The sequence below is a fragment of the Sphingorhabdus sp. genome (assembly GCF_035329025.1).
Taxonomy (GTDB): domain Bacteria; phylum Pseudomonadota; class Alphaproteobacteria; order Sphingomonadales; family Sphingomonadaceae; genus Sphingorhabdus_B.
The window spans coordinates 12899-37041 of record NZ_DAOLHN010000034.1 but is presented as its reverse complement, the minus strand read 5'-3'; the positions used below and the strand labels follow the sequence as shown (position 1 = coordinate 37041).

Here is a 24143-nt window from a genome sequence, read left to right as displayed (position 1 = left end):
CCTTCCTTCTGGTCTTCGCTGCCGAACAGGCCGTGGAACAGGCGGCGTTCGAAGATGACACCCTGCTGCAGCGTCGTTTCGAATGCAGCATTGACCATTTCCTTCGCGGCGATGGCGGCCAGCGGGGCCATCGAGGCGATGGCTTCGGCTGATTTCAGGGCTTCGGCGTCCAGATCGGCAGCAGGCACGACGCGGGCAACAAGACCGGCGCTTTCGGCTTCCGCGGCGTCCATGTTGCGCCCGGTGAGGCACATTTCCATTGCCTTGGCCTTGCCCACGGCGCGGGTCAGGCGCTGCGATCCACCCATGCCGGGGGTGACCGCCAGCTTGATTTCCGGCTGACCGAATTTGGCGCTGTCGGCGGCGATGATGAAATCCGCCATCATCGCAAGTTCGCATCCGCCGCCCAGCGCCCAGCCGGCAACGGCCGCGATCCACGGCTTGCGCGTCGCGGTTACGCGGTCATAGCCCGCGAAGAAGTTCGAACCATACATCTCGGCGAAGGACTGGCTCGACATTTCCTTGATGTCGGCCCCTGCGGCAAAGGCCTTCTCGCTGCCGGTGAGGACCGCACAACGCTGACTGTCATCAGCGTCGAATTTGGCAAAAGCATCGGTCAGGTCGGCCAGCGCCTGGCTGTTGAGCGCGTTCAATGCTTGCGGACGATTAAGCGTGATCAGGGTGACTGCACCCTTTTGTTCGACCAAGATGGTTTCGTAACTCATATTTTACCTCCGTCGCCCCTGCGAAGGCAGGGGCCGTTCTAAGTCCATTCTGCGCCGGTTGGTTGAACCGATAGCGGCCCCTGCCTTCGCAGGGGCGACGCGTCCGATCAAAGCGGCTTCCACTCCTCAGCTTCCGGCAGCGGCGCAAAGATGGCGTCGAGCAGCTCCTCGCTCACGCCTTCGGCCGTTGCCGGGTTCCATTTGGGGTCATTGTCCTTGTCGACGATCACCGCGCGCACACCTTCGGCAAAATCGGGGCGGGTGAGGACGTGGCTGCCGATGCGATATTCCATCGCCATATTGTCGGCGAAATCATCAAGACCTGCGCTGGTCGCCAATTGGCGCAGAGCGACCTTACAGGTCTGCGGGCTCTTGGTGCGCAGCGTGGCGAGTTCCTTCATCGCCCAGTCGCTGTCGTCGTCCTCAAGGCTTGCGAGGATATCCTCAAACCGATCCGATGCGAAATGTCGGTTGATGTCGAACAGGTTGCCGACGATGCGCGCCTCCGGGACTTTTGCCGACAGGGTCCCCAACAGGCCGTCGATACGTTCTACATCTTCCTGAGCGATCCGCGCCTTGGCGTCGGCGAGCGTTTCGGCGGAGAGATAATGGGTCGCAAGCCCGAGCTCCAGGCATTCGGCCCCATCAAGCCGTGCCCCCGTCAGCGCGAGGAACTGCCCGACGCGCCCTTCAAGTCGAGACAGATACCAGCCGCCACCCACATCGGGAAACAGGCCGATGCCGGTTTCGGGCATGGCGAAGCGGGTATTTTCGGTCGCCACGCGGAAACGTGCAGGCTGGCTGATACCGACGCCGCCGCCCATGGTGATCCCGTCCATGAAGGCGACCACCGGCTTCGGGTAAGTGAACAGCAAATGGTTGAGCTGATATTCGTCGTGGAAAAACTTCCGTCCGCTCTCGCCATTGTCGTTGATTGCCGAATTGCGCAGGAAGGCGATATCGCCGCCAGCGCAGAACCCGCGTCCTTCGGCATGGTCGATGATGATGCATTTGACCGCGTCGTCATCCTTCCACTTGAGCAACACTTCGGTCATCGCGTGGACCATCGGCAGGGTCAGCGCATGGATCGCGCCCGGGCGATTGAGGCTTATAAACCCCGCATGGCCCTCGATTCGAGTCAGGATATCGTCTGTCATCGCCGCCCCTATGCCGTTGCCTGCCGTCTGAGTCGATAGTCAGGGTTTGGCTGTCAGTTGAAATCCAAGCGCCTGGATTTGGGGTATCGATGTCGGCGCGAGCAAGACATTGCCCTCGACTACCCCGTTCGCGCAGGTCCAGCTAAATCGGCCCGAAAGTTTGCCGGTTGCGATCAGAGGCGGGCTGTCATCGCATGCTCCGCTTTTGGCAGCGATCTCGGAAAGATATTGCCGCCAGCTGGCGTCGTTGCGATCCATCGCGAAATTCATCGCCAGATACTGGCCCTCGCCCTCGACCCCGCCTGCTTTCCAGATGCGGCGTGCGGCGGCATAACCCGTTTCGAGAGCACGCGTAGTCGCGATGGCGCGCGGTGCGAAATAGCCCGATTTGAACAGCGCTGTAGCTGCATCCCAGACTGGCGCGGTCGGGCCGGCATAAGTGCGGTTGGTCAGCGCAAACACACCGACACCCGTTTCAGGCATCAATAACATATGGCTGCCATAGCCGGGAAAGCCGCCGCCGTGGAAAAGGACATTGCCGAGGACGCAATCATTGGCCTGAACCAGTCCCGCGCCATAAATTGCGGAGAGGCGGCAATTGTCGCCTTCCTTGCCCGGGCGGCGGCGGGCATGAAGCAGGCCGCCGCCATATTGCATCGCGCGGATCGTTTTGGTGCTTTGCGCTTCGGCGTCTTTTGCAGGCCAGGCCGAGAGCAGGTAGCCGATCCATTTGGCGTAATCATTGCCGGTGGTGACGAGGCCGCCCATCGCGCCAAATGCGCCGTGCGGCATCACCGGCTCGCGCGACCAGGCGTCATTTTCCCAGCGATAGCCCATCGCGAGTTTGTTTGGCGGCACATCGCGCACCTCGTATCGGGTAGATGCCATGCCCAGCGGTTTCAGCACTGTTTCCTCAACACGCTTGGCATAGTCCTGCTTCGACACATTGGCGACAATGCGGCCCAGCGTCGCATAGCCGAAGTTCGAATATTCATAGCGCGTGCCGGGTTTAGTCGAAAAGGGCACGCCCGCTTTAAGCATCTTGCTGAATTCCGCCTCCGGCAGGGGCTGTTGCCGGTCACCCCATGGATCGTCGGTCACGAAGCCTGCTGTATGGTGGAGCAGGTCGCCGACGGTGATGCCATTCGCCCAGCCCTTCATTTCAGGCACATATTTGCTTGCCGGATCGTCCAGCCGCAACTTGCCCTCGTCGCGCAGCTTCAGGATCGAATAGCCAGTGAAAGCCTTGGTCATGCTTGCGATGCGGAATGCCGTGTCGGGGGTGACAGGAACATTGTCCTCAACGGTCTGCACCCCCATCGCCTTCGCATGAACAAGTTTCCCGTCCTTGACGATGCCCCAGACAAGGCCCGGCACATGCGCCTCGGCCATCCATTTGGCGAAATCGGCATTGAGTGTTTCAAAGTCTGCTGTCTGCGAGGAAGCGGCAGGGGCGCTGGCCGCTATGGCAGGAAGGCTGAGCGCTGAGAGCGCCATCGCGGCGGCATATCTGGCAAATCTTTTCATATGGCGCACGCTAACGGCCCAGCGCTGTGGGTCAAGCGCGGTGCTTTGCGGTTGCCGGTTTGCAACACAAGCCATAGGTAATTTGGCAAAGGAGTTTGCCCATGTCTTCCGATACCTCTCGCCGTGCCGTCATCCGCGCCTTTGGCGGTCCTGATGCAATTGAACTTGAGGACGTCGTTCTACCCCCGCCCGGGACCGGCGAAGTGCGGATGCGCAGCACGGCCATCGGGCTGAACTTCATCGACACTTATCACCGCAGCGGTCTCTACCCGATCGAACTTCCCAGTGGTCTGGGGGTGGAGGCGGCCGGTGTGGTTGAAGCTGTGGGCGAAGGGGTTAACGGCTTCGCGGTGGGCGATCGTGTTTGCACGTTCGGCCCGGAACGCGGTTCCTATTCCACCGTCCGTAACATTGCCGCCTCGGCTTTGCTCAAGACGCCGGACAATGTTTCCGATGAACTGGCCGCTGCCGCCTTGCTCAAAGGGTGCACTGTCGAATTTCTTGTCGAACGATGTGCCTTCGTAAAGCCCGGCGAGCATATATTGGTACATGCGGCGGCCGGCGGGGTGGGATTGCTGTTGGTGCAATGGCTGAAGGCGATCGGCGCGCATGTTATCGGTACGGTCAGCACAGAAGAAAAGGCGAAGCTGGCTCGTGATGCCGGAGCTGACCATGTCATCCTCTACGGGAATGAAGACGTTGCGCCGCAGGTGCGTGAACTGACGGACGGGCGGGGTGTTCGTGCCTCTTTTGATGGTGTGGGAAAAGACACTTGGGCGGCGTCGCTCGATTCGGTTGCGCGGCGAGGCCTGATTGTCAGTTACGGCAATGCGAGCGGACCGGTCACGGGCGTTGCTCTCGGGCAACTCGCTGCGAAAGGCTCCCTGTTCGTGACGCGCCCGGGTCTGTTCGACTATTATCGCAGCCCCGCCGAGCGCCAGGCAGGCAGTACGCGCATGTTCGAGATGCTCGCCAGCGGGGCGCTCACCGTTTCGATCGGGCAGCGCTACGCGCTCGATGACATCGTACAGGCGCACATCGATCTGGAGGCACGCAAGACAGTGGGTTCGACGATATTATTGCCTTGACGGTCAGGTCGTAGCCGGAGCCAAAGTTTCCCGAAGTTCGCGCCGCAGGAATTTGCCACTGGCGTTGCGCGGCAGCGGCTCGTCGACGAAAAAGACGAAACGTGGCAGTTTGTGCTTCGCGACATGTTTCGCCATTTCTTCGCGTAAACTGTCAGCATCGAGCGTTTCGCCTTCCTTCAGAAAGATGGCTGCGGCCACTTCTTCCCCCAGACGGTCATCGGGAACGCCAAATACGCTGCACTCGGCGACCGCCGGGTGGCGATAGATGGCGGCTTCGACTTCGACGCAATAGACATTCTCGCCGCCGCGCAGCACCATGTCCTTCTTGCGGTCGACAATGTAGATGAAACCGTCTTCATCCATCCGCGCAATATCGCCAGTGTGCAGCCAGCCATCGGTAATCGATTCGGCGGTCGCATCGGGGCGGTTGATATAGCCTTTGATGACTGCGGCACCGCGCACCCACAATTCGCCGGTTTCGCCGAGCGGCACTTCATTGCCATCATCGTCGACGCATTTCGCTTCATAGACCGGCATGGCGGGGCCTGCGCTGTCTGGACGATCAACATAGAAATCACCACCCAGCGAGGTGATGATCCCGCAGGTTTCGGTCATGCCATAGCCTGTGGTCGGTCGCGCGGTTTCAACCGCCTCATCGATTTTGAGCACCTGATCGGGCGGCACCTGAGCCCCGCCGCCGGAAAGGGCGAGAAGGCTCGATGTGTCGGTCTTGGCGAAATCGGGATGGTTGATCAGCTCACGCGCCATGATCGGCACGCCGCTCATCCCGGTCACGCGTTCGCGCTCGATGATCTTCAGCGCATCGCCCGCATCCCAACGGTACATCAGCACCATCGCACCGCCGGCAGCGGTAACACCATAAGCCGCGCAGTTATTTGCGGTGACGTGGAAGAGCGGGGTCGTGACCAAAGTCACCGGGACGGGCGGGGTCGCCGGAGGCGCCACGCCGGTCGCCCGTTCGACCGCAAGCGCAGACGAGGCAGCGGCGTAGAGCATGTTAAACAGGTTGGCGACACAGCCCCGGTGCGTCAGCTGCGCCCCTTTGGGGAAGCCCGTAGTACCAGAGGTATAGAAAATGCAGGCATCCGATTCGGGGTCGACCGTGACTGCGGGCATCTCGCCACCATGTGCGATCACTTCAGACCAGGGCGTGATATCCGGTTCCGTCTTATCGAGCCGCACGCCGACCAGTTTCACGCTTCCGGCGAGTTCCGGCTTTTCGCGAAAGCGCGTCAGTCGTTCGGCATCCAGGAACAGGATCTTGGGTTCTGAATCCTTGAGCGCAAAGGCCATTTCCTCGGTCGTCCACCAGGCGTTCATGCCGACGGCGGTGACGCCGCTTGCGACGCAAGCCCAATAGATCAGCATCCATTCGGGATAGTTGCGCATCGCGATCGCCACGCGATCACCCGGCTGCACACCCTGTTCGGCCATCCACACTGCGATGGCATTCACCTGCGCATGGGCTTCGGCATAGGTCATCCGCTCATCTTGGTAGATGAGGTAGGGGCGTTCGGCGAATGCCACCGTCGATAACCACACCTCGCGGACGCTGGGTGGGGCATTTTTGTAAGTGCGGATGCGGTTTCCCAGGATATCGGCTTCGACGATTTCAAACGGACCACCGGGGCCTGTCAACTCATCGCGCACCTGGCGCAGCTCGGAATAATACATGCCTCTCCTCACATTCTTCTCGAGAGAAGGCATAAAGGCGAACGCGCCGAGCGCAAGCCCCGATTTAATCGGGTGATTAATCAGAAATCGACGGCGATGCCTTTTAGTTCCCAATCGCCATAGCGGACCGGGTCTGGCCGTTCCTCATCGGGGAGCGGCTTGTGCTCCACCGCCTTGGGCTCCGGAACAGGCGGGCTTTTCGACAGATAGGCTGGCGGTTTCACATGCGGCGGGCGCTTGCCCATGGTGAGGCTCCTAAGGACATTCTTGAAAGCGGAACAACGTCCCCCCACATTGGGCCTCATACGGAGGATATCAAGATGAATATGCTCAAGACCACGATGTTGCTGGCGGCGCTGACGGCGCTTTTCATGGCGCTCGGTTATACGCTTGGTGGCTCGGGCGGGGCCATCATCTCGCTGCTGGTCGCGGCGGGGATGAACCTGTTCACCTATTGGAACGCCGACAAGATCGTCCTCAAAATGCACAATGCGCGCGAGGTTGATGCGCAGAGCGAGCCCAATTTCTACGGGCTGGTCGCCAATCTCGCGCGGCGCGCCAATATGCCGATGCCGCGAGTCTATATTGTCGATAACCCCAATCCCAATGCCTTTGCCACCGGCCGCAATCCGGAAAATGCCGCGGTGGCCGCGACCACCGGCCTGCTGTCGATGCTCAGTCGCGACGAGGTGGAAGGCGTGATGGCGCATGAACTGGCGCATGTGAAAAACCGAGACACGCTGATCATGACGATGGTCGCGACGATTGCAGGTGCGCTGTCGATGCTCGCCAATTTCGGGCTGTTCTTCCGCGATAGCGAGCGAAATGGTTTGGCGACCTTGCTCGCTGTGCTGATTGCTCCCTTCGCCGCAATGATCGTGCAATTGGCGATCAGCCGCACGCGCGAATATGGGGCTGACCGCACCGGTGCCGAGATATCGGGTAAGCCACTCGCCCTTGCCGCGGCGCTTGCCAAAATATCGGGTGCGGCACAGGCGATCCCCAATCCGGTCAGCGAGCGCAACCCTTCGGCAGCCCAGCTCTACATCGTGCCGACGCACATATCAGAGATGTTCTCAACCCATCCGGCAACCGAGAACCGGATTGCCGAGCTGGAGGCTTTGGCCGAGCAAATGGGTTCGGGCCCGCGCCGCAGCGCGCTGGACCCTTTCGGCAGTAGATAAACGGCGACATTTCTATCCTGTCATTCCCGCGAAAGCGGGAATCCACGGTCTGACACAAAGGTTAAAACCGACAGTTCAGACCATGGACCCCCGATCAAGTCGGGGGTGACAAAACGCCGCTATTTCGATTGTAGAGAATTTGCCCGCAGCCTATGCGGGGAGCAATGAACACCCGCCCAACCACCGCCACCGGCCTTGCTGCCCGCCGCACTGCGTTGCGGATGCTCGACGCTTGCTTGCGCACCGGCCAACCACTCGATCAGGCGGCGAGTGCGATGGCCAAAGGGCTCGAGCCGTCGGACCGGGCGCTGGCGATTGCCATTGCGCAGGAAGTGCTACGCTGGCTCCCAGACCTCGATCTGCTGATCGACAGCCAGACCCGTCTGCCATTGGCGGAGGATGCCAAGGCCCGCATGGTACTGCGGATGGCGCTGGCGCAGATGCTTCGGCTGGGTACGCCGCCGCACGCTGCGATCTCGACCGCCCTGCCGCTGCTCGACAAAGGGCCCAGACGGTTGGTGCATGGTGTGCTCGGTTCGCTCTGGCGGTTGCAGCCGACATTGCCTGAGGCGCCCAGCCTGACGCATCCGGTTGCCGACCGCTGGAAAGCAGCTTGGGGTGCGGAGATGGTCGAGGCGGCGCGTGTCGCCTTGACCGAGCCGCCTTCGCTCGACTTGATTGTGTCGGATCCCTCGCAGACCGCCAAATGGGCTGAAGAACTGGAAGGCACCAGCCTCGCACCGGGCCATATCCGGCTGGCACGTGGCTCGGCGATTGAAATGTTGCCCGGCTATGCCGATGGCGCATGGTGGGTGCAGGATCTGGCGGCCAGCCTGCCAGCGCGATTGCTGGGGCAGGGACAGCATCGAGAGATAGCTGACCTATGTGCGGCCCCCGGTGGCAAGACCATGCAGTTGGCGAGCCAAGGTTGGAACGTCACTGCACTCGACAAGTCGGCGAAGCGGATGGAGCGGCTGTCGGCCAATCTGGAGCGGACCGGGCTGGCGGCGAAATCCAACATTGGTGATGTGCTGACCTGGGAGCCTGAGGCACCGCTCGACGCCGTGCTGCTTGATGCACCCTGCACCGCGACAGGTACCTTCCGCCGCCATCCCGATGTGCTCCACCGGATCGGGCCAAGGCAGATTGCCGAACTGGTAGAACTACAAGCCGCGATGCTCGACAAGGCGGCGGCCATGGTCAAACCCGGCGGAACGCTGGTCTATGCAACCTGCTCGCTCGAACCCGAAGAGGGCGAGCAACAGGCCGATGCCTTCCTCGCGCGGCACGGCAATTTTGCCAAAGCAAAAATCGACACCGCCCTTCTGCCCGAAGGCATCACGCCGACAGACGGCTATGTCCGCACGCTGCCCGGCATGCTTGCGGACAAGGGCGGGCTCGACGGCTTCTTCATTGCCTGCCTGCAGCGCAAGGGCTAGCTGAAATATCACCGTAGCCCTGAGCCTGTCAAAGGGCGCTTCTCGGCGAGGTGTGCTTCGACAGGCGTTAAACTTGGCCGTATCCATTTTCAGGTGACAGCATGAATGCGCCTACCCTCACGACCGACCGCCTGATCCTAGCCCCCATCAGTCTCGACCATTGGGAGGACTATGCCGCGGCATGGGCCGATCCGGCGATGACCGAATTTATCGGCGGCAAGCCGCGCACCCGCACCGAAAGCTGGGGCAAGTTCCTTGCTGCCTCGGCACTCTGGCAGTTCATGGGCTATGGCTATTGGTCGTTCCTAGACCGCGCCACCGGAAGATTTTTGGGCAATGGCGGGCTCTCATGGTTCGAGCGCGGAGTAGCCGGGCTTGAAGGCGTCCCCGAAGCAGGCTGGGCCTTCATTCCCGAGGCATGGGGCAAAGGGTTGGCCACCGAAGCGATGGCGGCGGCGCTGGCATGGGCTGACGACGAACTCAAGGCACCCGAAATTCGCTGTATCATCGATCCGGGGAATCGGGCGTCGCGAAGGGTTGCAAAGAAGCTGGGCTTCCGCTTTCTGGAGGCCACAGACGAAGCGATGGGCCGTATCGAGCTTTTTTCGCGACAACGCGGTGGATAAAACGGTGGATTAGTTGTGCATGAAGGGGTGCTTGCCTTGCCCCTGCTGCGCAGTCCCGCTAAGCGCCAGCCATGAACGCTCCTATCCGCATTGCCCCTTCGATCCTTTCCGCCGATTTTGCGCGTCTGGGCGAAGAGGTTCGTGCGATTGACGAGGCAGGCTGTGACTGGATCCATGTCGATGTGATGGACGGCCATTTCGTACCCAACATCACGATCGGCCCGGCCGTCGTGAAGGCTCTGCGCCCGCATAGCGCGAAGCCATTCGATGTCCATCTGATGATCTCGCCGGTCGACCAATTTGTGAAGGACTTCGCTGACGCAGGCGCCGATATCATTTCCTTCCATCCGGAGGCGGGACCGCACCCGCACCGCACGGTGCAGTTGATCAAGTCACTGGGCAAACAGGCGGGTATCGTGCTTAATCCGCACACGCCGGCAAAGATGCTCGATTATCTGATTGAAGAGATCGACCTTGTGCTGGTGATGAGCGTCAATCCCGGCTTTGGCGGGCAAAGCTTCATTTCAAGCCAGCTGCGCAAGATCGAGGCGATCCGCAAGATGATTGAAAAGACCGGCAAGGACATCCGCCTTGAAGTCGATGGCGGCATTACGGTTGAAACCGCGCCGCTCGCCATTTCGGCAGGCGCGGATACGCTGGTCGCCGGAACCGCGACCTTCAAGGGCGGACCAAGCGCTTACGCGGCCAATATCGCAGCCCTGAGGGGATAATGGCCGAAGCCGATCGCCCGGACGATAAGATTGGCGCCAATGCGCTGGTCGTGCGTCCGGCAGGTCGTCTTGAAAATCTGGCCGCCCGTGTTTCGCTGATGCTCTATCAGTTGAGCTGGCGCACCCCGCTGCACAAGATGCGGATCACCGGCAAGCTGCCGATGAAACTGCTGGCCGTACCCACCGATCCGCTTCCGGGCGATGAGGCGCGCGGCACCGCGATCCGCATCGGAAAATTCCTGTTTCAGGGCATGGAGCAGTCGATCAATGCGATCGATTATGACAAGTCGACATTGCCTCCCGCCTTTGCCGACTATGTCCATCGCTTCGACTGGCTGCGCGATTTGTCTGCCGCGGTCAATCGCGGCGAAGGTGCGCCACTCGCCGCATCGATTGCCGAAAAATGGCTGGCGGCCAATGGCGACCGGCCGCGCATGCCGGCATGGCGGATCGACAATAGCGCGTGGCGCTTTCTCAATATGGCGAGCGCCGCGCCCTATTTGCTGACCAGCACTGACCTCATCTATCGCTCCAAAATCCTGAACCATTTTGCGCGCACCGCCCGGCATCTCGACCAGTCGGCGGTCCGTGCGACCAAGCCTTTTGACAAGGTCTGCGGCTGGGCGGGTGTTGTCGCCGCCTCGCTATTGCTCCCGGAGGGCAAGGCGCGGCGGGCGATGGGTGAGCACAGCCTTGAGGCCGCACTGTCTGATCTGGTTTTTCCCGATGGCGGGCTATTGTCGCGCGCGCCGCAGCAACTGATGGAACTGATTGCGCTGCTGTCGACGTTGCGCGAATGTTACACAGCGCGGCAGGAAGCTGTTCCCGATTTCCTTACCGATACGCTCAGTCGCAACGTTCCGGCGCTGTTGGGATTGACGCACGCCGATGGCGGACTGGGTGCCTGGCAGGGATGCGGCCATTTGGGGGCAGAGCGCATCGAGGCCCTGGTTCAGGCCAGCGGTGTGCGTGCCCGGCCACTGCGTCAAGCGCTCGATTGGGGCTATCAACGGGTCAGTGCGGGGCCTGCTGTCCTGCAAGTTGACGCCGGACCGCCTCCGCATGCGAAACAGGCGCTGGTTGGCTGTGCATCAACGCTCGCGTTCGAATTCAGTTTTGGCAGGCAGCGGATCGTGATCAATTGCGGCGGTGCCGGTCTTGCCGGGGCGAGCATACCGGCGGCTCTGGCGCGCGGTTTGCGTACCACTGCTGCACATTCGACCCTATGTGTAGACGACAGCAATTCAACCGCACTGCTCGCCAAAGGGCAACTGGGCGCTGGTGTTGTCGATGTCGAGCTTGAACGGCGCGATATTGAAAAAGCGACGCGGATCGAAGCCAATCATGATGGCTATGCGCGCAGCTATGGCTTCATCCATAACCGGGTACTGATCCTGCGTTCGGACGGCATGGAGTTGCGCGGCGAGGATACGCTCCTGCCGCATGCGAAATTTAAGGGACGCGAAGAGGTGCCTGTGCATCTCCGCTTCCATCTCGGTCCCGATATCGAGCTGCTGCTCGCTGACGACAAACGCAGTGTCGTAATGCGCCTCGACGATGGCAGCAGTTGGACCTTCATGACCGCGCTCGGTACGATCGAGGTCGATGACAGTATCTGGGTGGATGAAAATGGCCGGCCAAACCCCACCCGCCAGCTCGTGATTGGCGTCAATGCGCCAAAGGGCGGCATGACCATTGGCTGGGCCCTCAAGTTTCTGGGATAAACAAAATGAGCGATGTGAAGATCAAACGGGCACTGCTTTCGGTGTCGGATAAAAGCGGGCTGGTTGAATTGGGCCATGCACTTGCCAAGCGCGATGTCGAACTGGTGTCGACCGGCGGCACAGCAAAGACGCTGCGCGATGCCGGGCTGCAGGTGAAGGATATCAGCGACCTCACCGGCTTTCCCGAAATGATGGATGGCCGCGTCAAGACTCTGCACCCCAAGGTGCATGGCGGCCTCCTCGCGGTGCGCGACAATGCAGAGCATGCCGCTTCGATGAAAGAACATGGCATCGGCGCGATCGATCTGGTGGTCGTCAATCTCTACCCCTTTGCGCAGACGGTCGCCAAGGGCGCGAGCCGCGACGAGATTATCGAGAATATCGACATTGGCGGCCCGTCGATGGTACGCAGCGCAGCCAAGAACCATGCCTATGTCACGATTGTTACCGATCCTGCCGACTATGACAATTTGATCGCCGAGATGGAGGAATCGGGCGGCAAGACCAGCTATGATTTCCGCCGCAAATGTGCGGCCAAGGCCTATTCGGCAACGGCCGCCTATGACAGCATGATCAGCCAATGGTTCGCCTTTGCCGATCAGCAGCAATTCTTCCCGGATATGCTTGCGATTAACGGCAATCGCGCCGAAGAGCTGCGTTATGGCGAAAACCCGCACCAGCGCGCCGCGCTGTATGTCCCGGTTGGTCCGCACGGATCGGGCATCGCGCAGGCGGAGCAAATCCAGGGCAAGGAACTGTCCTACAACAATTATAACGATGCCGACGCTGCGCTCGAGCTGGTCAGCGAATTTCGCGATGGGCCGCCGACGGTTGTTATCGTCAAGCATGCCAATCCGTGCGGCGTTGCCACGGGCGATACGCTGATCGAGGCCTATCGCGCTGCGCTTGAATGCGACAGCGTTTCGGCCTTTGGCGGGATTGTTGCTGTCAACCGTCCGCTAGATGGCGCGACGGCCGAGGCGATTACCGAGATTTTCACGGAGGTCGTTGCTGCTCCTGCTGCTGACGACGCAGCCAAGGCGGTATTCGCCAAGAAGAAGAATTTGCGCCTGCTACTGACCGGCGACCTGCCCGATCCGAAACGTGGCGGCCTGATGGTGAAACCGATTACCGGCGGGTTGCTGGTGCAGTCACGCGACAATGGTTTCGTGCCCGACAGCGATTTCAAGGTGGTGACGAAGCGGGCGCCAACAGCGCAGGAACTCGCCGACTGCCGCTTTGCCTGGACGGTTGCCAAGCATGTCAAATCGAACGCGATTGTCTATGCGAAAGACGGTGCGACAGCGGGCATTGGTGCCGGCCAGATGAACCGCCGCGACAGCGCACGCATCGCCGCGATCAAGGCACGCGAAGCTGCAGACACCTATGGCTGGGAAAGCCCGCGCACCGTTGGTTCGGCGGTCGCTTCAGACGCCTTTTTCCCCTTTGCTGACGGCCTGCTGGCCGCGGTAGAGGCTGGGGCGACGGCGGTTATCCAGCCGGGCGGCTCAATGCGCGACGAAGAAGTCATCGCCGCCGCTGACGAAGCAGGGCTGGCGATGGTCTTCACCGGCATGCGGCATTTCAGGCACTGAGAACTGCGGAATAACATTAGTGCTGAGCCTGTCGAAGCACGCCTCTCAGCGTCACGCCACATCTGAGAAGCGCCCTTCGACAAGCTCAGGGCTACGGTAATCTAACTGCAACCACGGCGCTTACCGCGCCCGCTTAACCGCAGTCTTGAACTTGCCCACACCGGATGGCTTGGGGCCATAGTTGCGGGGGCGTTCACTGTCGCGGCCATGAGAGGCGCCGCTGATCGGTGGGCCACCACGTTTGTGGTTGGGGCGATTGTCGGCGCGGGGCGCACGCTGATCTTCCCGACGTTCACTGCCACGATCATTGCGGACAGGAATTTCGTCACGGCCATAACCGTCGCGGCTCATCAACGGGCTGCCATGGGCCGGGCGTGCACGACCTGAACCTTGACGACCGCCGGGGCGACCTTGCCCCTGACCGGGCCGTCCTCCTGCGCGGCGGGGCTGTTCTTCGCGCTTGGCGACGACCGGCTTGGGCATTTCTGCAACCAGCTGGCGGAAACCTTCGGGCAGGCCAACCTGCATCAAGCGAACCTTGGTCAGCCGCTCGATATCCTTCAGATACCCGCGCTCGTCATCGCTGACAAAACTGACCGCGATGCCATCGGCGCCGGCACGCGCGGTGCGGCCGATGCGGTGGACATATTGGTCGGGTACATTGGGCAGCTCGTAATTGAACACATGGCTGACACCGGGCACGTCGATACCGCGCGCAGCGATGTCGGTTGCGACCAGCACCTTCAGATGCCCGTGGCGGAAGCCCTGCATTGCTGCAGTACGCTGACCCTGGCTCTTATTGCCATGGATCGCAGCGGCCTTGATGCCCGCACCCGCCAGATGGCGGACGACGCGGTCGGCACCATGTTTGGTGCGGGTGAAGACGAGCGCACGCTCGACTGCCTCATCCTTGAGGCGATAGTTGAGCAAGGCCTGCTTTTCGCCCTGGGTGACGAAGGTAACGAATTGATCGACGCGTTCCGCAGTCGTCGCCGCCGGCGTGACCGAGACGCGCACGGGGTTGTTGAGGAAACGGTTGCCCAGTTCGGCAATCGCCTTGGGCATGGTGGCCGAAAAGAACAGGCTCTGGCGCTTTTTGGGGAGCATCAGGTCGATGCGCTTCAGCGCGTGAATGAAGCCCAGGTCCATCATCTGGTCGGCTTCGTCGAGAACGAAAATTTCGACATCCTTCAGGCTCAGCGCGCGTTGTTCAATAAGGTCGAGCAGGCGGCCAGGCGTGGCGACGAGGATGTCGGTGCCCGACTGCAGCTTCTTCTTTTGCGTGAAGATTGGCATGCCGCCGAAGACGCAGTTGACCGTGAGGCCCAGAAACTTGCCATAGTCGCGGAATTTTTCCGCAATCTGTGCCGCAAGTTCGCGGGTCGGCGACAGCACAAGCATCCGGCAGCCATAGGGCACGCGCGGTTTGATGTTGGTGGCGAAATGGTGGAGTGACGGCAGCGCGAAGGCAGCGGTCTTGCCGGTGCCCGTCTGCGCGATGCCACACAGGTCGCGACCTTCCAGCAACGGCGGGATCGCCTGCATCTGGATCGGGGTCGGGGTATCATATCCCGAAGCGGCAAGTGCCTTCAGGAGGGGTTGGGCAAGGCCCAGTTCTTCAAAAAAAGACATAATAAACTCTCAAATATGCATGATGCTGCCCGCGCAGGCCTTTTGGCAGCGCGCGGCGCACAAGCGGGTTTAAGGGTAAGCGAAACGCCGACCCCTTGGAAACCACCCCGCGTGAATTGGGAAGCCTCTTGGCTGCGCGCATCTCTCGATCGACGGAGCTTTTGAACAAGCTCTCACGCTGTCGATACTGCGGCGGTTATCTCCGCTCGCCTCATGCGCTTGAAGGCCATATGGCGCAGTGGGCGCCAAAAAGCAAGAAATTACTGCAATGCAGCAATTATCTGTCGTTGCTGGCTGCTAGACGCCCCTGTTAACTTTTCATTATCCATTTTCGTTCAGAGATTTCCCCGAAAGCCTATAGCCGCTGGAGGAAGTGCGAAAATGTCGGGGCAAAAACAGGATTTGGTGGACGTAGCGATCATCGGCGCAGGGCCCGCAGGGCTCACCGCTGCCTATCTGCTCTCCAAAAAGGGCTATAGCGTCACCGTTATCGAAAAGGACGAACGCTATGTCGGCGGCATAAGCCGGACCGTCGAAGTCGATGGCTATCGTTTCGATATTGGTGGCCACCGCTTCTTTTCGAAGTCCAAGGAAGTCGTCGACCTCTGGAACGAAATCCTTCCCGATGATTTCATCCAGCGTCCGCGCATGAGCCGCATCTATTATGAAGGCAAATTCTACAGCTATCCGCTGCGTGCCTTCGAAGCCTTGTTCAACCTCGGCATCGTCCGTTCGACCTTGTGCATGGCGAGCTATGCCAAGGCGAAGGCTTTCCCGAACACCAAGGTGCGCAGTTTCGAAGACTGGACGGTCAACCAGTTCGGCTGGAAGCTCTATTCGATCTTCTTCAAGACCTATACCGAGAAGGTATGGGGTATGCCCTGCGACGAAATGTCGGCCGACTGGGCGGCGCAGCGCATCAAGGGGCTGTCGCTCGGTGCCGCGGTGATGGACGGGCTGAAGCGCAGCCTTGGCCTCAACAAAAAACCCAATGACGGCATGGAGACAAAGACCTTGCTCGAAACCTTCCGCTATCCGCGGCTGGGGCCGGGCATGATGTGGGATGCGGCGCGCGATTTCGTTGTCGCCAAGGGCAACCACGTGTTGATGGGCCATAGCTTCAACCAACTGGCACAGGATGCCAAGGGCAACTGGCGGCTGTCGGCGACCAAGGCTGATGGCGGCGAGACCGTTATCCAAGCCCGCCATGTGATCAGCTCTGCCCCGATGCGCGAATTGTCGGCCCGCATCCACCCGCTGCCGCAGACTTCGCTCGAGGCATCGAACCTCAAATATCGCGACTTCCTGACCGTGGCTTTGATGATCAAGTCGGACGACCTGTTCCCCGACAACTGGATCTATATCCACGACAGCAAAGTGAAGGTGGGCCGGGTACAGAATTTCCGCAGCTGGTCGCCCGAAATGGTCCCTGATCCGTCGATCGCCTGCGTCGGCCTCGAATATTTCTGCTTCGAAGGTGATGGCCTCTGGTCGTCGAGCGACGCCGATCTGGTCGAACTCGCAAAGAAGGAAATGGCTATCCTTGGCCTGTGCAACCCCGCAGACGTTGTTGGTGGCGCGGTTGTCCGTCAGGAAAAGGCCTATCCGGTCTATGACGACAGCTATGCCGCCAATGTCGAGGCGATGCGCTCGGAACTCGAAAGCAAATATCCGACGCTGCACATGGTCGGTCGCAACGGGATGCACCGCTACAATAACCAGGACCATGCAATGATGACGGCGATGCTGACGGTCGAGAATATCGAGGCCGGTGCGCGTGTCTACAATATCTGGAACGTCAACGAAGACGCCGAATATCATGAAGCGGGCGACGAGGGCGAGCAGGAAAAGATTGCGGTCAAGGTGACCGAAGATCAGGCTGCAGCGCTGACGTCGGAACGCGATGTGCCGACCCGCGTAGCACCCGCAACGGAACAGCGCAAAATCGTCAAGGCGGCCTGACTTCAATGGAGCGGGCCATTGCCTCCGCAATGCAGCTTTGGCAGCGGTTCACGATAACCCGCTACCTGGTCGCCAGCATCATCGCCCTTGCCTTTGACGTTGCGCTGTTTTCCAGCCTTGTTGCGGTCAAGGTCGATCCGACGCTGGCTTCGGCGGCTGGCTATTGTGCGGGTATCATTGTCCATTGGCTGGTTAGCGCCAATCTGGTCTTTACAGGAAAGACCCGGGAAGGAGCGGCACGCCACATCCAGCGCGCACTATTTGCCGGGTCCGCACTTGCCGGATTAGGCATAACCGTGGCGACGGTTGAAATTCTAGGCCGGGCGGGCATCCATCCCATCCCGTCCAAAGGCGCTGCCGTCGCTGTCAGTTTCTTCGCGGTGTATGCACTGCGCAAATGGGGGGTTTTCCGGTGACCACGCTAACAGCGCAGACCGTTCGCCCGCCATTTTGGGGCGTGGATGAGCAACTCAAAAGCTTTGGCCGTTGGCTCCTCATCTGGGTTGTCCTCGCCAATGCGGGATTTGCAGTGCTGTGGTTTTCCGGAGCACCTCCACGGCATATGGATATTGTTTATACCGGGGTGCTCGGCCTCATCGTGATGCGGGCCAGTTTCTGGATACGGTACGCCGCATTTGCCGGTGCCCTGATCTATTCGACGCTGCGTTTCATTGGCGGCCTGTTCAATCTGGATATCTCCTCGCTGCTCTATTCGTTGAAATTCTTCGCGGAAATCAAGCCATCCAACTCCTATGACTATATAGCGGCGGCCATTGCGATCGTGATGGTGCTTGGAATCGGTTGGCGGCTTTTGAAGCGCAACATCCATTTTTCCCGGCCTTTGCTGATTGCCGGTGCCGGCGGGCTTTTCTTCACCTTGGCCGGCGTCGACTTGTGGATGGGCAAGGACATGCGCGGCCACTATTTCCGTGCCGCGCCCGCTGGCGCGACATTCGATTCGGCAACCAATGGCAGCGGGTTTGTGGCGCGCGCCGATGGGCAGCGGCACCTGATATTGATCGTGGTGGAAGCCATGGGTCTTCCCCAAAACAATCCCGAAATGTCGCGCCTGATGTTTGCGCCGCTGTTGCAAGACAAGGCGGTTCAGGCAAAATTTGATTTCAGTCGGGGCTCCGCACCATATTACAACAGCACCACAGCCGGGGAAATCCGCGAACTGTGTGGGCGCTGGGGGGATTATTACGATCTTGTCGACCGGAAAGACGAAAATTGCATTCCGGCGAAGCTGGCCGCCAAAGGGTATGAAACGCTGGCGATGCACAGCTTCACGCCGAATTTCTTTGCGCGGGAAAAATGGTATCCCAATGTCGGCTTTCAGAAAATGGCCTTCAAAAGCGATATGGTCGCCGAAGGATCCGAAAAATGTGGGGGTGTTTTCCCCGGCGCTTGCGATCGCGATATTCCCCGTCAGATTTCAGCGCGGCTGAAATCAGCGGAAAAGCCGACCTTCCTCTATTGGCTGACGCTCAACTCGCATCTGCCGGTACCTGCGGGACTGAACCTCAATGTCGACAATTGTGAACGTGTCTCGCCTCTGCTGAAAAGCGATTATCCGCAGATCTGCAGGCAGTTTGCCATTTATGACGACATATTCACCGCACTCGCGAGTGAAATTTCGGCTGCCGACTTTCCCGAAGCGGATATTCTTATAGTTGGGGATCATATGCCGCCTTATTTCGACCGGCATCACCGGACCCAGTTTAATCCCGCAAAGGTCCCCTGGCTGTATCTGAAGCATAAGCCGACTGTGCAGGGCGCGTCGAATTGAACCGATGAACGGCGTTCCCCAAAACAACAGCAAAGAGTCCTTGCCCAAGCTGGCAGTCATCATCTGGCTGGCAGCTGCGGCCTTCCTTGTCTATTCAAGCTGGCCCAATATCGCTTCCCGTTCCGGATGGGATCCGGATGATCAGCTGCGCATGGTGCAGCTGCGTGATTTTCTTGGCGGGCAAAGCTGGTTCGATACCACCCAATATCGGTTGAACGCGCCTGAGGGTGGCCCGATGCACTGGTCGCGACTAATCGAGCTGCCGCTCGCCATCATTGTTATCATGGCGGCTCCGCTATTGGGTCAGGCGGGTGCGGAGATGCTCGCCGGCACGGTCATACCCCTATTGTGCTACGCCACTATCGCCTACATTCTCGGCCGCGTAGCAATGTCTTTGGGGGGAAGGCTGGCTGGCGGGATTGCTGTCATCATGACGTTGATGTCACCTGCAATAACGATGCAACTGCGCCCAATGCGGATTGACCATCACGGCTGGCAGCTGGTTTGCGCCGCCCTTACGCTCTGGACGTTGTTCTGGCCTTCTCCCCGCAAAGCCGGGATAGTAATGGGTCTGGCCATGGCGGTGTGGCTGCACATATCGCTGGAAGGGGCACCTGCAGCAGCGGCGTTTTTTGCAGTTCTGGGCTGGCGCTGGGCTTTTAAAGGAGATGGTGCACAGCGGCTCGGCTGGGCTGTGCTTACATTTACCTCTGCTACTTTGGCTCTTTTCTTCGGCACGCAAGCGACGGGACTGTCTGCACCCAATTTTTGCGATACGATTTCGCCAGCGCATATTTATGCGATTGCGGCCGCAGGTATGATCATCGCGCCGCCCGCCCTACTCCTGCAACTGGGCAGGGTGCCACGCATCGCACTGGTTCTGGCGGCTGCCCTTGCGTCGGCGGCAATTTACCTGAATGCGGCGCCCGATTGTGCACGTGGCGCCTTTTCAACCATGGATCCGGTCGTTCGTGCCTATTGGTATGACATGGTGCGCGAAGGCTTGCCGGTTTGGCATCAGAAATGGGGCACTGCCATATTGATGCTGGCTGTACCGGCTGTCGGCCTTGCGACCCTGGCGTTATTGTTGATCAGGTCAGACGCCGAGCAGCGTGCCAATTACGCCATCATCGCATTTCTCGGTATTTACACGCTTCTGCTTTCGTTGCTGGTTTTCCGCACCGTTTCGACCGCCACACTGGTTGCAACGCCTGTCATCGCGACTGGTATTGCAAAACTGTTCAGCCGCTACAGAGCGGAACCTGTCGCCATTCGCAGAATTGGGTTGGTCGCCCTTATGGCGCTAATGCTCATGCCGGGGCCATATTTTTCGCAGATATTCAAATTGTTATCGCCGCATTTGGCTAACAGCCAGTTAGAGGTTGCTGGTGAGAAGGGCAGCGAAGCCGGGCAGTGCGAATCCAGCGAATCGGTTCGTGCTTTGGCGGCTTTCAAACAGGCCAATATCGTCGCGCCGTTCGACATAGGTCCCAAAATCCTGCTGAACACCTCCCACAGTGTCTTGGCCTCCAGCCATCACCGTAATGAAAGGGCCATGCGCGCGCACATCGACATATACCGGCTGCCAGCGATTCAGTCGCGGGGAATCATACAGCGGCGCAAAGTAACCCATATCGTCGCTTGTACCGATGAAGCCGAAATGAAAGGCTATCAACGGCGCAACCCCGACGGTCTCTGGGCGCAACTGGCGAAAGGCAATACGCCGGATTGGCTCGAAGCTATGCCGGATATGGGTGAGGGGCTGAAGGTCTGGCGCGTGCGTTAGAATTTGTTTCAGTTTCACTGAAACGGTGGGGCAACTGACCCTAAAGGTGCATGAAGTCGCGCGGATAGCTGCGCAGATGCGCGCCACCATCGACGAAAACAATCTGCCCGCTGACATGGCGGGCCTTGGCCAAGTACAGCACGGCCTCGGCAATTGCTTTTGCATCCGGTAATTGGCCCAGGGGCATGTCTTCATTGAGGCGCTGCATCTGCACATCGTCATAGTCATCGGTGGGAATCACCAGACCGGGGGCGACGCCATTGACCCGTGCGCGTTTGCCGAAAGCCGCCGCGAGCGAGCGAACCGAACCAGCCAGCGCCTGTTTCGACAGGGTATAGCTTAGCTGATCCCCATTGGGGTTGATGATGCGTTGGTCTACGATGTGGATGATCGCGGGCTGGGCTGTTTCAGCTGAAGCCTCCACCAGTGCCCGGCTCAATAATATAGGTGCGAAAAGATTGAGCGCAAAGTGGGCGCTCAGGGTGTTGGCAGACATTTCCTCCCACCCATCCTGCCCGAACATCGCGGCATTGTTGACCAGCAGATCGGGTGCGCGACTGAAATGGGCCAGCACTTCAGACATCAGCGATTCGCTCGCACCTTCTGCCGAAAGATCGGCAGGGAAATGTGTCCAGTTGGCGGCGTTACGCTCCAACGCTGTCGCCAATTCCGCATCCGGCGTGCCATCACCATGGCTGGTCAGCGCGAGGTCATAGCCCGCATCCGCCAGTTGCGCCGCAATTACCGCGCCCAGACGTCGCATCCCGCCGGTGACGAGCGCGAGCGGGCGTGTCACTTGCGGTGCCTTGTCAGCGTGATCCCGATGGATTCACCGTCTTCGGAAATCGCCAGCTTGATAATCTTGACGCTGACATTCTGGACGCGCGGGTCGGCGGCAAACAGCTTGTCGATGATATGGTCGGCGACCGCTTCGATCAGCGTAAAATGCACGCCTTCGGGAAAGACCGTCGCGGCCTCCTTGATCGCCATATAATTTTTCGAAGCCGACAGCGGCGTGTCTGGCGCATAATGCGGCGCAACCTCTAGGTCTGCACTGACCGAGATATGCAGCGGCTGCGGCAGGTGTGTTTCCTGGCTATAAATGCCGGTGAGCACATTGACGTGCAGGTCATGCACTTCGAGGGTGAGAAGATCGTTCATTTCAGTCCTGTTTTGACCAGCGCGCAAAGATGGCCGTGGGGAGTAATAGCCCTCTTGCCTGTTCGCGAACAGCCAGTTCGCCAAATTCAACCTTGCCCGGCAGGTCGGCAAAATGCGCCTGCAGCAAATTGCCAAGCGCGATGGCCGACATGCGGACGGCATAGACGGTGAGGAAAAGGAAACGCGAATTGGCGTCGAGCAACTGGCGACAATTGGCGATCAAGCCGGGGAGATCTTCCTCCAAGCGCCACACCTCGCCATCGGGTCCGCGGCCATATTTGGGCGGATCGAGGAGGATGCCATCATAGCGCCGTTCGCGCCGCACTTCGCGCGCGACGAACTTTGCCGCATCATCGACAATCCAGCGGATTGGGCGTTCCGTCATGCCGGAAAGCGCGGCGTTTTCGCGCGCCTGCGCCACCGATTTCTTCGAAGCATCGACATGCACCATCTGCGCGCCTGCCGCTGAAAGCGCCAATGTGCCAACCCCGGTATAGCCGAACAGGTTCATGCAGTGCGGCTCGGCAACCCCCTCAATCTCTCCCCTCATCCAGCGCCAGACGGGGTCCATATCGGGGAAGAAGCCCAGATGGCGGAACGGGGTGCAGCTGGCAGTGAAGCTGACCTCGTCATTCCATTTGAGCGGCCAGCCATCTTGCGGCACCGGTTTTTCATAATACCAGCGGCCTCCGCCATCCTCGTCCGATCCGGGAACAAACTCGCCATCGGCTTGCCAGTCGGTGGTCGCAGGTTCCCACATCGCCTGCGGCTCGGGGCGGATGAATCGGCGATTGCCATAGGATTCGAGCTTGCGGCCATTGCCGCTGTCGATCAGCGTGTAATCGGGTCTCGGCTCGCTGACGAGGGTGACGAAATCAGGCGTGAGCGGCATGGCCCAGCACATGGTCGCGCACCGCAACATAATCCGAAGGCAGCACGATGAAGCGCTCTTCGCGGTCGAACAGATTGCCCACACGGGCCGGAAGCGAGGGGCGCATGCCTGTCGCGCGCTCGACCGCATCGGGGAATTTGGCCGGATGCGCGGTCGCCAGCGTCACCACTGGAATGTCGGCCGCGATTCCCGAATTGCGCGCGGCGTGGAGCGCGATTGCGGTGTGCGGATCGATAATCTCGGCGCATTTCTCATGCGCCCAGCGCATCGCGCCCGACATTTCGTCGGCGTCGGCGCGCATGCTTTTGAACAGGCTTGCCCGTCCGCGCATATCGGCGGAGAGCGCGGTTTTGCCCATCTGCTCGAACACCTTCATCCGCGCCGCTGTGGTGCTGCCATCGCGGCCTTCAAGATCGAACAGCAGTCGCTCAAAATTGCTCGATACCTGGATGTCCATGGAAGGTGCTGCAGTCGGCGTGACCGAACCCACCGAATAATCGCCCTTGGCGAGCGCACGGTGCAGAATGTCGTTGACGTTGGTCGCAACAATCAGCCGCTCGACCGGTAACCCCATTTGCGCCGCGACATAGCCGGCAAAGACATCGCCGAAATTGCCGGTGGGCACCGAGAAAGCAACCTTGCGCTCGGGCGCGCCAAGCTGCAGCGCGGCCCAGAAATAATAGACCACCTGCGCCATCAACCGCGCCCAGTTGATCGAATTGACCGCAGACAGCGTGATCGCGCTCGTCACTTCGCTGTCGCCGAACATCCGCTTCACCATCGCCTGCGCGTCGTCAAAGCTGCCTTCGATGGCGATATTGTGGACATTGGGGGCAAGCACCGTCGTCATCTGCCGCCGCTGTACATCCGACACACGGCCCTGCGGGTGGAGCATGAATATCTCGATATTCTCGCGTCCGGCTACCGCATGGATCGCTGCGGAACCGGTATCGCCAGAGGTAGCCCCGACAATCGTCAACGCCTTGTCACCGCCGCTCAAAAAGCGCTCAAACAAATGGCCGAGCAGTTGCAGGGCAACATCCTTGAACGCCAGCGTCGGGCCGTGAAATAATTCGAGCAGCCACTGCTGGTTGTCCAGCTGAGTCAGCGGGGTGACCGCAGCGTGCGAGAAACTGCCATAGGCTGCGGCACATAATTCGCGCAGTTCGTCTTCGTTCAGGCTGCCTGCGGTAAAGGGCGCCATCACCTTGGCGGCCAAATCTACATAGGGCAGGCCGCGCATCGCGGCGATTTCGGCGTGCGTGAATTTGGGCCAAGCGCCGGGGACATAAAGCCCGCCATCGCTTGCGAGCCCTGCCAGCGTCACCCCCGCAAAATCGAGGTTCGACGCATTTCCCCTGGTGCTGATATAATGCATGACGCGCGCGGCGTTAGCGGGTGCAGCAATATGGTGCAAGTGCGCACGCAGC

At 60.0% G+C, this 24143-nt stretch carries 21 protein-coding genes; 11 read left to right on the top strand and 10 right to left on the bottom strand.

Annotated elements, in window-relative coordinates:
* From PKC81_RS10635 to PKC81_RS10625, 3 genes are all read right to left on the bottom strand, one after another.
* Positions 1–725 (bottom strand): enoyl-CoA hydratase-related protein (locus PKC81_RS10635; RefSeq protein WP_324335880.1); only part of this gene is annotated, 725 nt, incomplete at its 3' end.
* A gap of 107 nt (positions 726–832) precedes the next feature.
* On the bottom strand, positions 833–1882 hold the full coding sequence (locus tag PKC81_RS10630) for an enoyl-CoA hydratase/isomerase family protein (RefSeq protein ID WP_324335878.1): 1050 nt from the start codon (positions 1880–1882) through the stop codon (positions 833–835).
* A gap of 39 nt (positions 1883–1921) precedes the next feature.
* Positions 1922–3409, bottom strand: a complete 1488-nt coding sequence (locus PKC81_RS10625) for a serine hydrolase domain-containing protein (RefSeq protein ID WP_324335876.1) — start codon at positions 3407–3409, stop codon at positions 1922–1924.
* 101 nt (positions 3410–3510) lie between these two features.
* On the opposite strand from PKC81_RS10625, the gene PKC81_RS10620 reads away from it, so the two are divergent.
* Positions 3511–4497 (top strand): quinone oxidoreductase, encoded by a 987-nt coding sequence (locus tag PKC81_RS10620; protein WP_324335874.1) that lies wholly within the window; start codon positions 3511–3513, stop codon positions 4495–4497.
* 3 nt (positions 4498–4500) lie between these two features.
* Here PKC81_RS10620 and PKC81_RS10615 read toward each other — a convergent pair whose 3' ends face one another.
* Both PKC81_RS10615 and PKC81_RS10610 read right to left on the bottom strand, forming a co-directional pair.
* Positions 4501–6192, bottom strand: coding sequence for a class I adenylate-forming enzyme family protein (locus PKC81_RS10615; protein WP_324335872.1), 1692 nt, complete (start codon positions 6190–6192; stop codon positions 4501–4503).
* 80 nt (positions 6193–6272) lie between these two features.
* Positions 6273–6437, bottom strand: coding sequence for a DUF1674 domain-containing protein (locus PKC81_RS10610; protein ID WP_298604642.1), 165 nt, complete (start codon positions 6435–6437; stop codon positions 6273–6275).
* Between the two features lie 75 nt (positions 6438–6512).
* On the opposite strand from PKC81_RS10610, the gene htpX reads away from it, so the two are divergent.
* The 6 genes from htpX to purH all read left to right on the top strand — a co-directional run bounded on the left by htpX (position 6513) and on the right by purH (position 13491).
* Positions 6513–7376 (top strand): zinc metalloprotease HtpX, encoded by an 864-nt coding sequence (htpX, locus tag PKC81_RS10605; RefSeq protein WP_324335868.1) that lies wholly within the window; start codon positions 6513–6515, stop codon positions 7374–7376.
* 164 nt (positions 7377–7540) lie between these two features.
* Positions 7541–8815 carry an RsmB/NOP family class I SAM-dependent RNA methyltransferase gene (locus tag PKC81_RS10600; RefSeq protein ID WP_324335866.1) on the top strand — a complete coding sequence of 425 codons (1275 nt, stop codon included), beginning with the start codon at positions 7541–7543 and terminating at the stop codon, positions 8813–8815.
* A gap of 101 nt (positions 8816–8916) precedes the next feature.
* Positions 8917–9441, top strand: a complete 525-nt coding sequence (locus PKC81_RS10595; protein ID WP_324335864.1) for a GNAT family N-acetyltransferase — start codon at positions 8917–8919, stop codon at positions 9439–9441.
* A gap of 71 nt (positions 9442–9512) precedes the next feature.
* Complete coding sequence (rpe, locus tag PKC81_RS10590; protein ID WP_324335862.1) at positions 9513–10172, top strand: ribulose-phosphate 3-epimerase; 660 nt, start codon at positions 9513–9515, stop codon at positions 10170–10172.
* Positions 10172–11896, top strand: coding sequence for a heparinase II/III family protein (locus PKC81_RS10585; protein WP_324335860.1), 1725 nt, complete (start codon positions 10172–10174; stop codon positions 11894–11896). Before rpe ends, PKC81_RS10585 begins: the two co-directional genes overlap by 1 nt.
* Positions 11897–11901: 5 nt before the next feature.
* Positions 11902–13491, top strand: a complete 1590-nt coding sequence (gene purH, locus PKC81_RS10580; protein ID WP_324335858.1) for a bifunctional phosphoribosylaminoimidazolecarboxamide formyltransferase/IMP cyclohydrolase — start codon at positions 11902–11904, stop codon at positions 13489–13491.
* A 120-nt stretch (positions 13492–13611) separates the two neighbouring features.
* Here the strand turns inward: purH and PKC81_RS10575 are convergent, their stop codons facing one another.
* Positions 13612–15123, bottom strand: a complete 1512-nt coding sequence (locus tag PKC81_RS10575) for a DEAD/DEAH box helicase (RefSeq protein ID WP_324335856.1) — start codon at positions 15121–15123, stop codon at positions 13612–13614.
* A 381-nt stretch (positions 15124–15504) separates the two neighbouring features.
* Between PKC81_RS10575 and PKC81_RS10570 the strand changes: the two genes are divergently transcribed.
* From PKC81_RS10570 to PKC81_RS10555, 4 genes are read left to right on the top strand one after another with little or no spacing between them, the layout of a single operon-like run.
* Positions 15505–17085, top strand: a complete 1581-nt coding sequence (locus PKC81_RS10570; protein ID WP_324335853.1) for an NAD(P)/FAD-dependent oxidoreductase — start codon at positions 15505–15507, stop codon at positions 17083–17085.
* Positions 17086–17090: 5 nt separating this feature from the next.
* Positions 17091–17501: a GtrA family protein gene (locus PKC81_RS10565; RefSeq protein WP_324335851.1), complete on the top strand. Its 411-nt coding sequence runs from the start codon at positions 17091–17093 to the stop codon at positions 17499–17501.
* On the top strand, positions 17498–18874 hold the full coding sequence (locus PKC81_RS10560) for a sulfatase-like hydrolase/transferase (RefSeq protein ID WP_324335849.1): 1377 nt from the start codon (positions 17498–17500) through the stop codon (positions 18872–18874). Before PKC81_RS10565 ends, PKC81_RS10560 begins: the two co-directional genes overlap by 4 nt.
* Before the next feature lie 40 nt (positions 18875–18914).
* Positions 18915–20660, top strand: a complete 1746-nt coding sequence (locus PKC81_RS10555; RefSeq protein ID WP_324335847.1) for a hypothetical protein — start codon at positions 18915–18917, stop codon at positions 20658–20660.
* Positions 20661–20700: 40 nt separating this feature from the next.
* Here the strand turns inward: PKC81_RS10555 and PKC81_RS10550 are convergent, their stop codons facing one another.
* From PKC81_RS10550 to thrC, 4 genes are read right to left on the bottom strand one after another with little or no spacing between them, the layout of a single operon-like run.
* Entirely contained in the window at positions 20701–21456 is a 756-nt protein-coding gene (locus PKC81_RS10550; protein ID WP_324335845.1) for an SDR family oxidoreductase, read from the bottom strand.
* Positions 21453–21821 (bottom strand): dihydroneopterin aldolase, encoded by a 369-nt coding sequence (locus tag PKC81_RS10545; RefSeq protein WP_324335843.1) that lies wholly within the window; start codon positions 21819–21821, stop codon positions 21453–21455. The genes PKC81_RS10550 and PKC81_RS10545 overlap by 4 nt, the downstream gene beginning before the upstream one ends.
* A gap of 1 nt (position 21822) precedes the next feature.
* Complete coding sequence (locus tag PKC81_RS10540; RefSeq protein WP_324335841.1) at positions 21823–22713, bottom strand: class I SAM-dependent methyltransferase; 891 nt, start codon at positions 22711–22713, stop codon at positions 21823–21825.
* A complete protein-coding gene (thrC, locus tag PKC81_RS10535; protein ID WP_324335885.1) occupies positions 22697–24091 on the bottom strand; it encodes a threonine synthase in 1395 nt (464 codons plus the stop codon). The genes PKC81_RS10540 and thrC overlap by 17 nt, the downstream gene beginning before the upstream one ends.
* Between the last annotated feature and the right edge of the window lie 52 nt (positions 24092–24143).

Bases quoted from the DNA above. Each gene is read 5' to 3' on its own strand.
- PKC81_RS10630 (WP_324335878.1), bottom strand. From the start codon at position 1,882: ATGACAGACGATATCCTGACTCGAATCGAGGGCCATGCGGGGTTTATA.
- PKC81_RS10625 (WP_324335876.1), bottom strand. From the start codon at position 3,409: ATGAAAAGATTTGCCAGATATGCCGCCGCGATGGCGCTCTCAGCGCTC.
- PKC81_RS10620 (WP_324335874.1), top strand. From the start codon at position 3,511: ATGTCTTCCGATACCTCTCGCCGTGCCGTCATCCGCGCCTTTGGCGGT.
- PKC81_RS10615 (WP_324335872.1), bottom strand. From the start codon at position 6,192: ATGTATTATTCCGAGCTGCGCCAGGTGCGCGATGAGTTGACAGGCCCC.
- PKC81_RS10610 (WP_298604642.1), bottom strand. From the start codon at position 6,437: ATGGGCAAGCGCCCGCCGCATGTGAAACCGCCAGCCTATCTGTCGAAA.
- htpX (WP_324335868.1), top strand. From the start codon at position 6,513: ATGAATATGCTCAAGACCACGATGTTGCTGGCGGCGCTGACGGCGCTT.
- PKC81_RS10600 (WP_324335866.1), top strand. From the start codon at position 7,541: ATGAACACCCGCCCAACCACCGCCACCGGCCTTGCTGCCCGCCGCACT.
- PKC81_RS10595 (WP_324335864.1), top strand. From the start codon at position 8,917: ATGAATGCGCCTACCCTCACGACCGACCGCCTGATCCTAGCCCCCATC.
- rpe (WP_324335862.1), top strand. From the start codon at position 9,513: ATGAACGCTCCTATCCGCATTGCCCCTTCGATCCTTTCCGCCGATTTT.
- PKC81_RS10585 (WP_324335860.1), top strand. From the start codon at position 10,172: ATGGCCGAAGCCGATCGCCCGGACGATAAGATTGGCGCCAATGCGCTG.
- purH (WP_324335858.1), top strand. From the start codon at position 11,902: ATGAGCGATGTGAAGATCAAACGGGCACTGCTTTCGGTGTCGGATAAA.
- PKC81_RS10575 (WP_324335856.1), bottom strand. From the start codon at position 15,123: ATGTCTTTTTTTGAAGAACTGGGCCTTGCCCAACCCCTCCTGAAGGCA.
- PKC81_RS10570 (WP_324335853.1), top strand. From the start codon at position 15,505: ATGTCGGGGCAAAAACAGGATTTGGTGGACGTAGCGATCATCGGCGCA.
- PKC81_RS10565 (WP_324335851.1), top strand. From the start codon at position 17,091: ATGGAGCGGGCCATTGCCTCCGCAATGCAGCTTTGGCAGCGGTTCACG.
- PKC81_RS10545 (WP_324335843.1), bottom strand. From the start codon at position 21,821: ATGAACGATCTTCTCACCCTCGAAGTGCATGACCTGCACGTCAATGTG.
- PKC81_RS10540 (WP_324335841.1), bottom strand. From the start codon at position 22,713: ATGCCGCTCACGCCTGATTTCGTCACCCTCGTCAGCGAGCCGAGACCC.
- thrC (WP_324335885.1), bottom strand. From the start codon at position 24,091: ATGCATTATATCAGCACCAGGGGAAATGCGTCGAACCTCGATTTTGCG.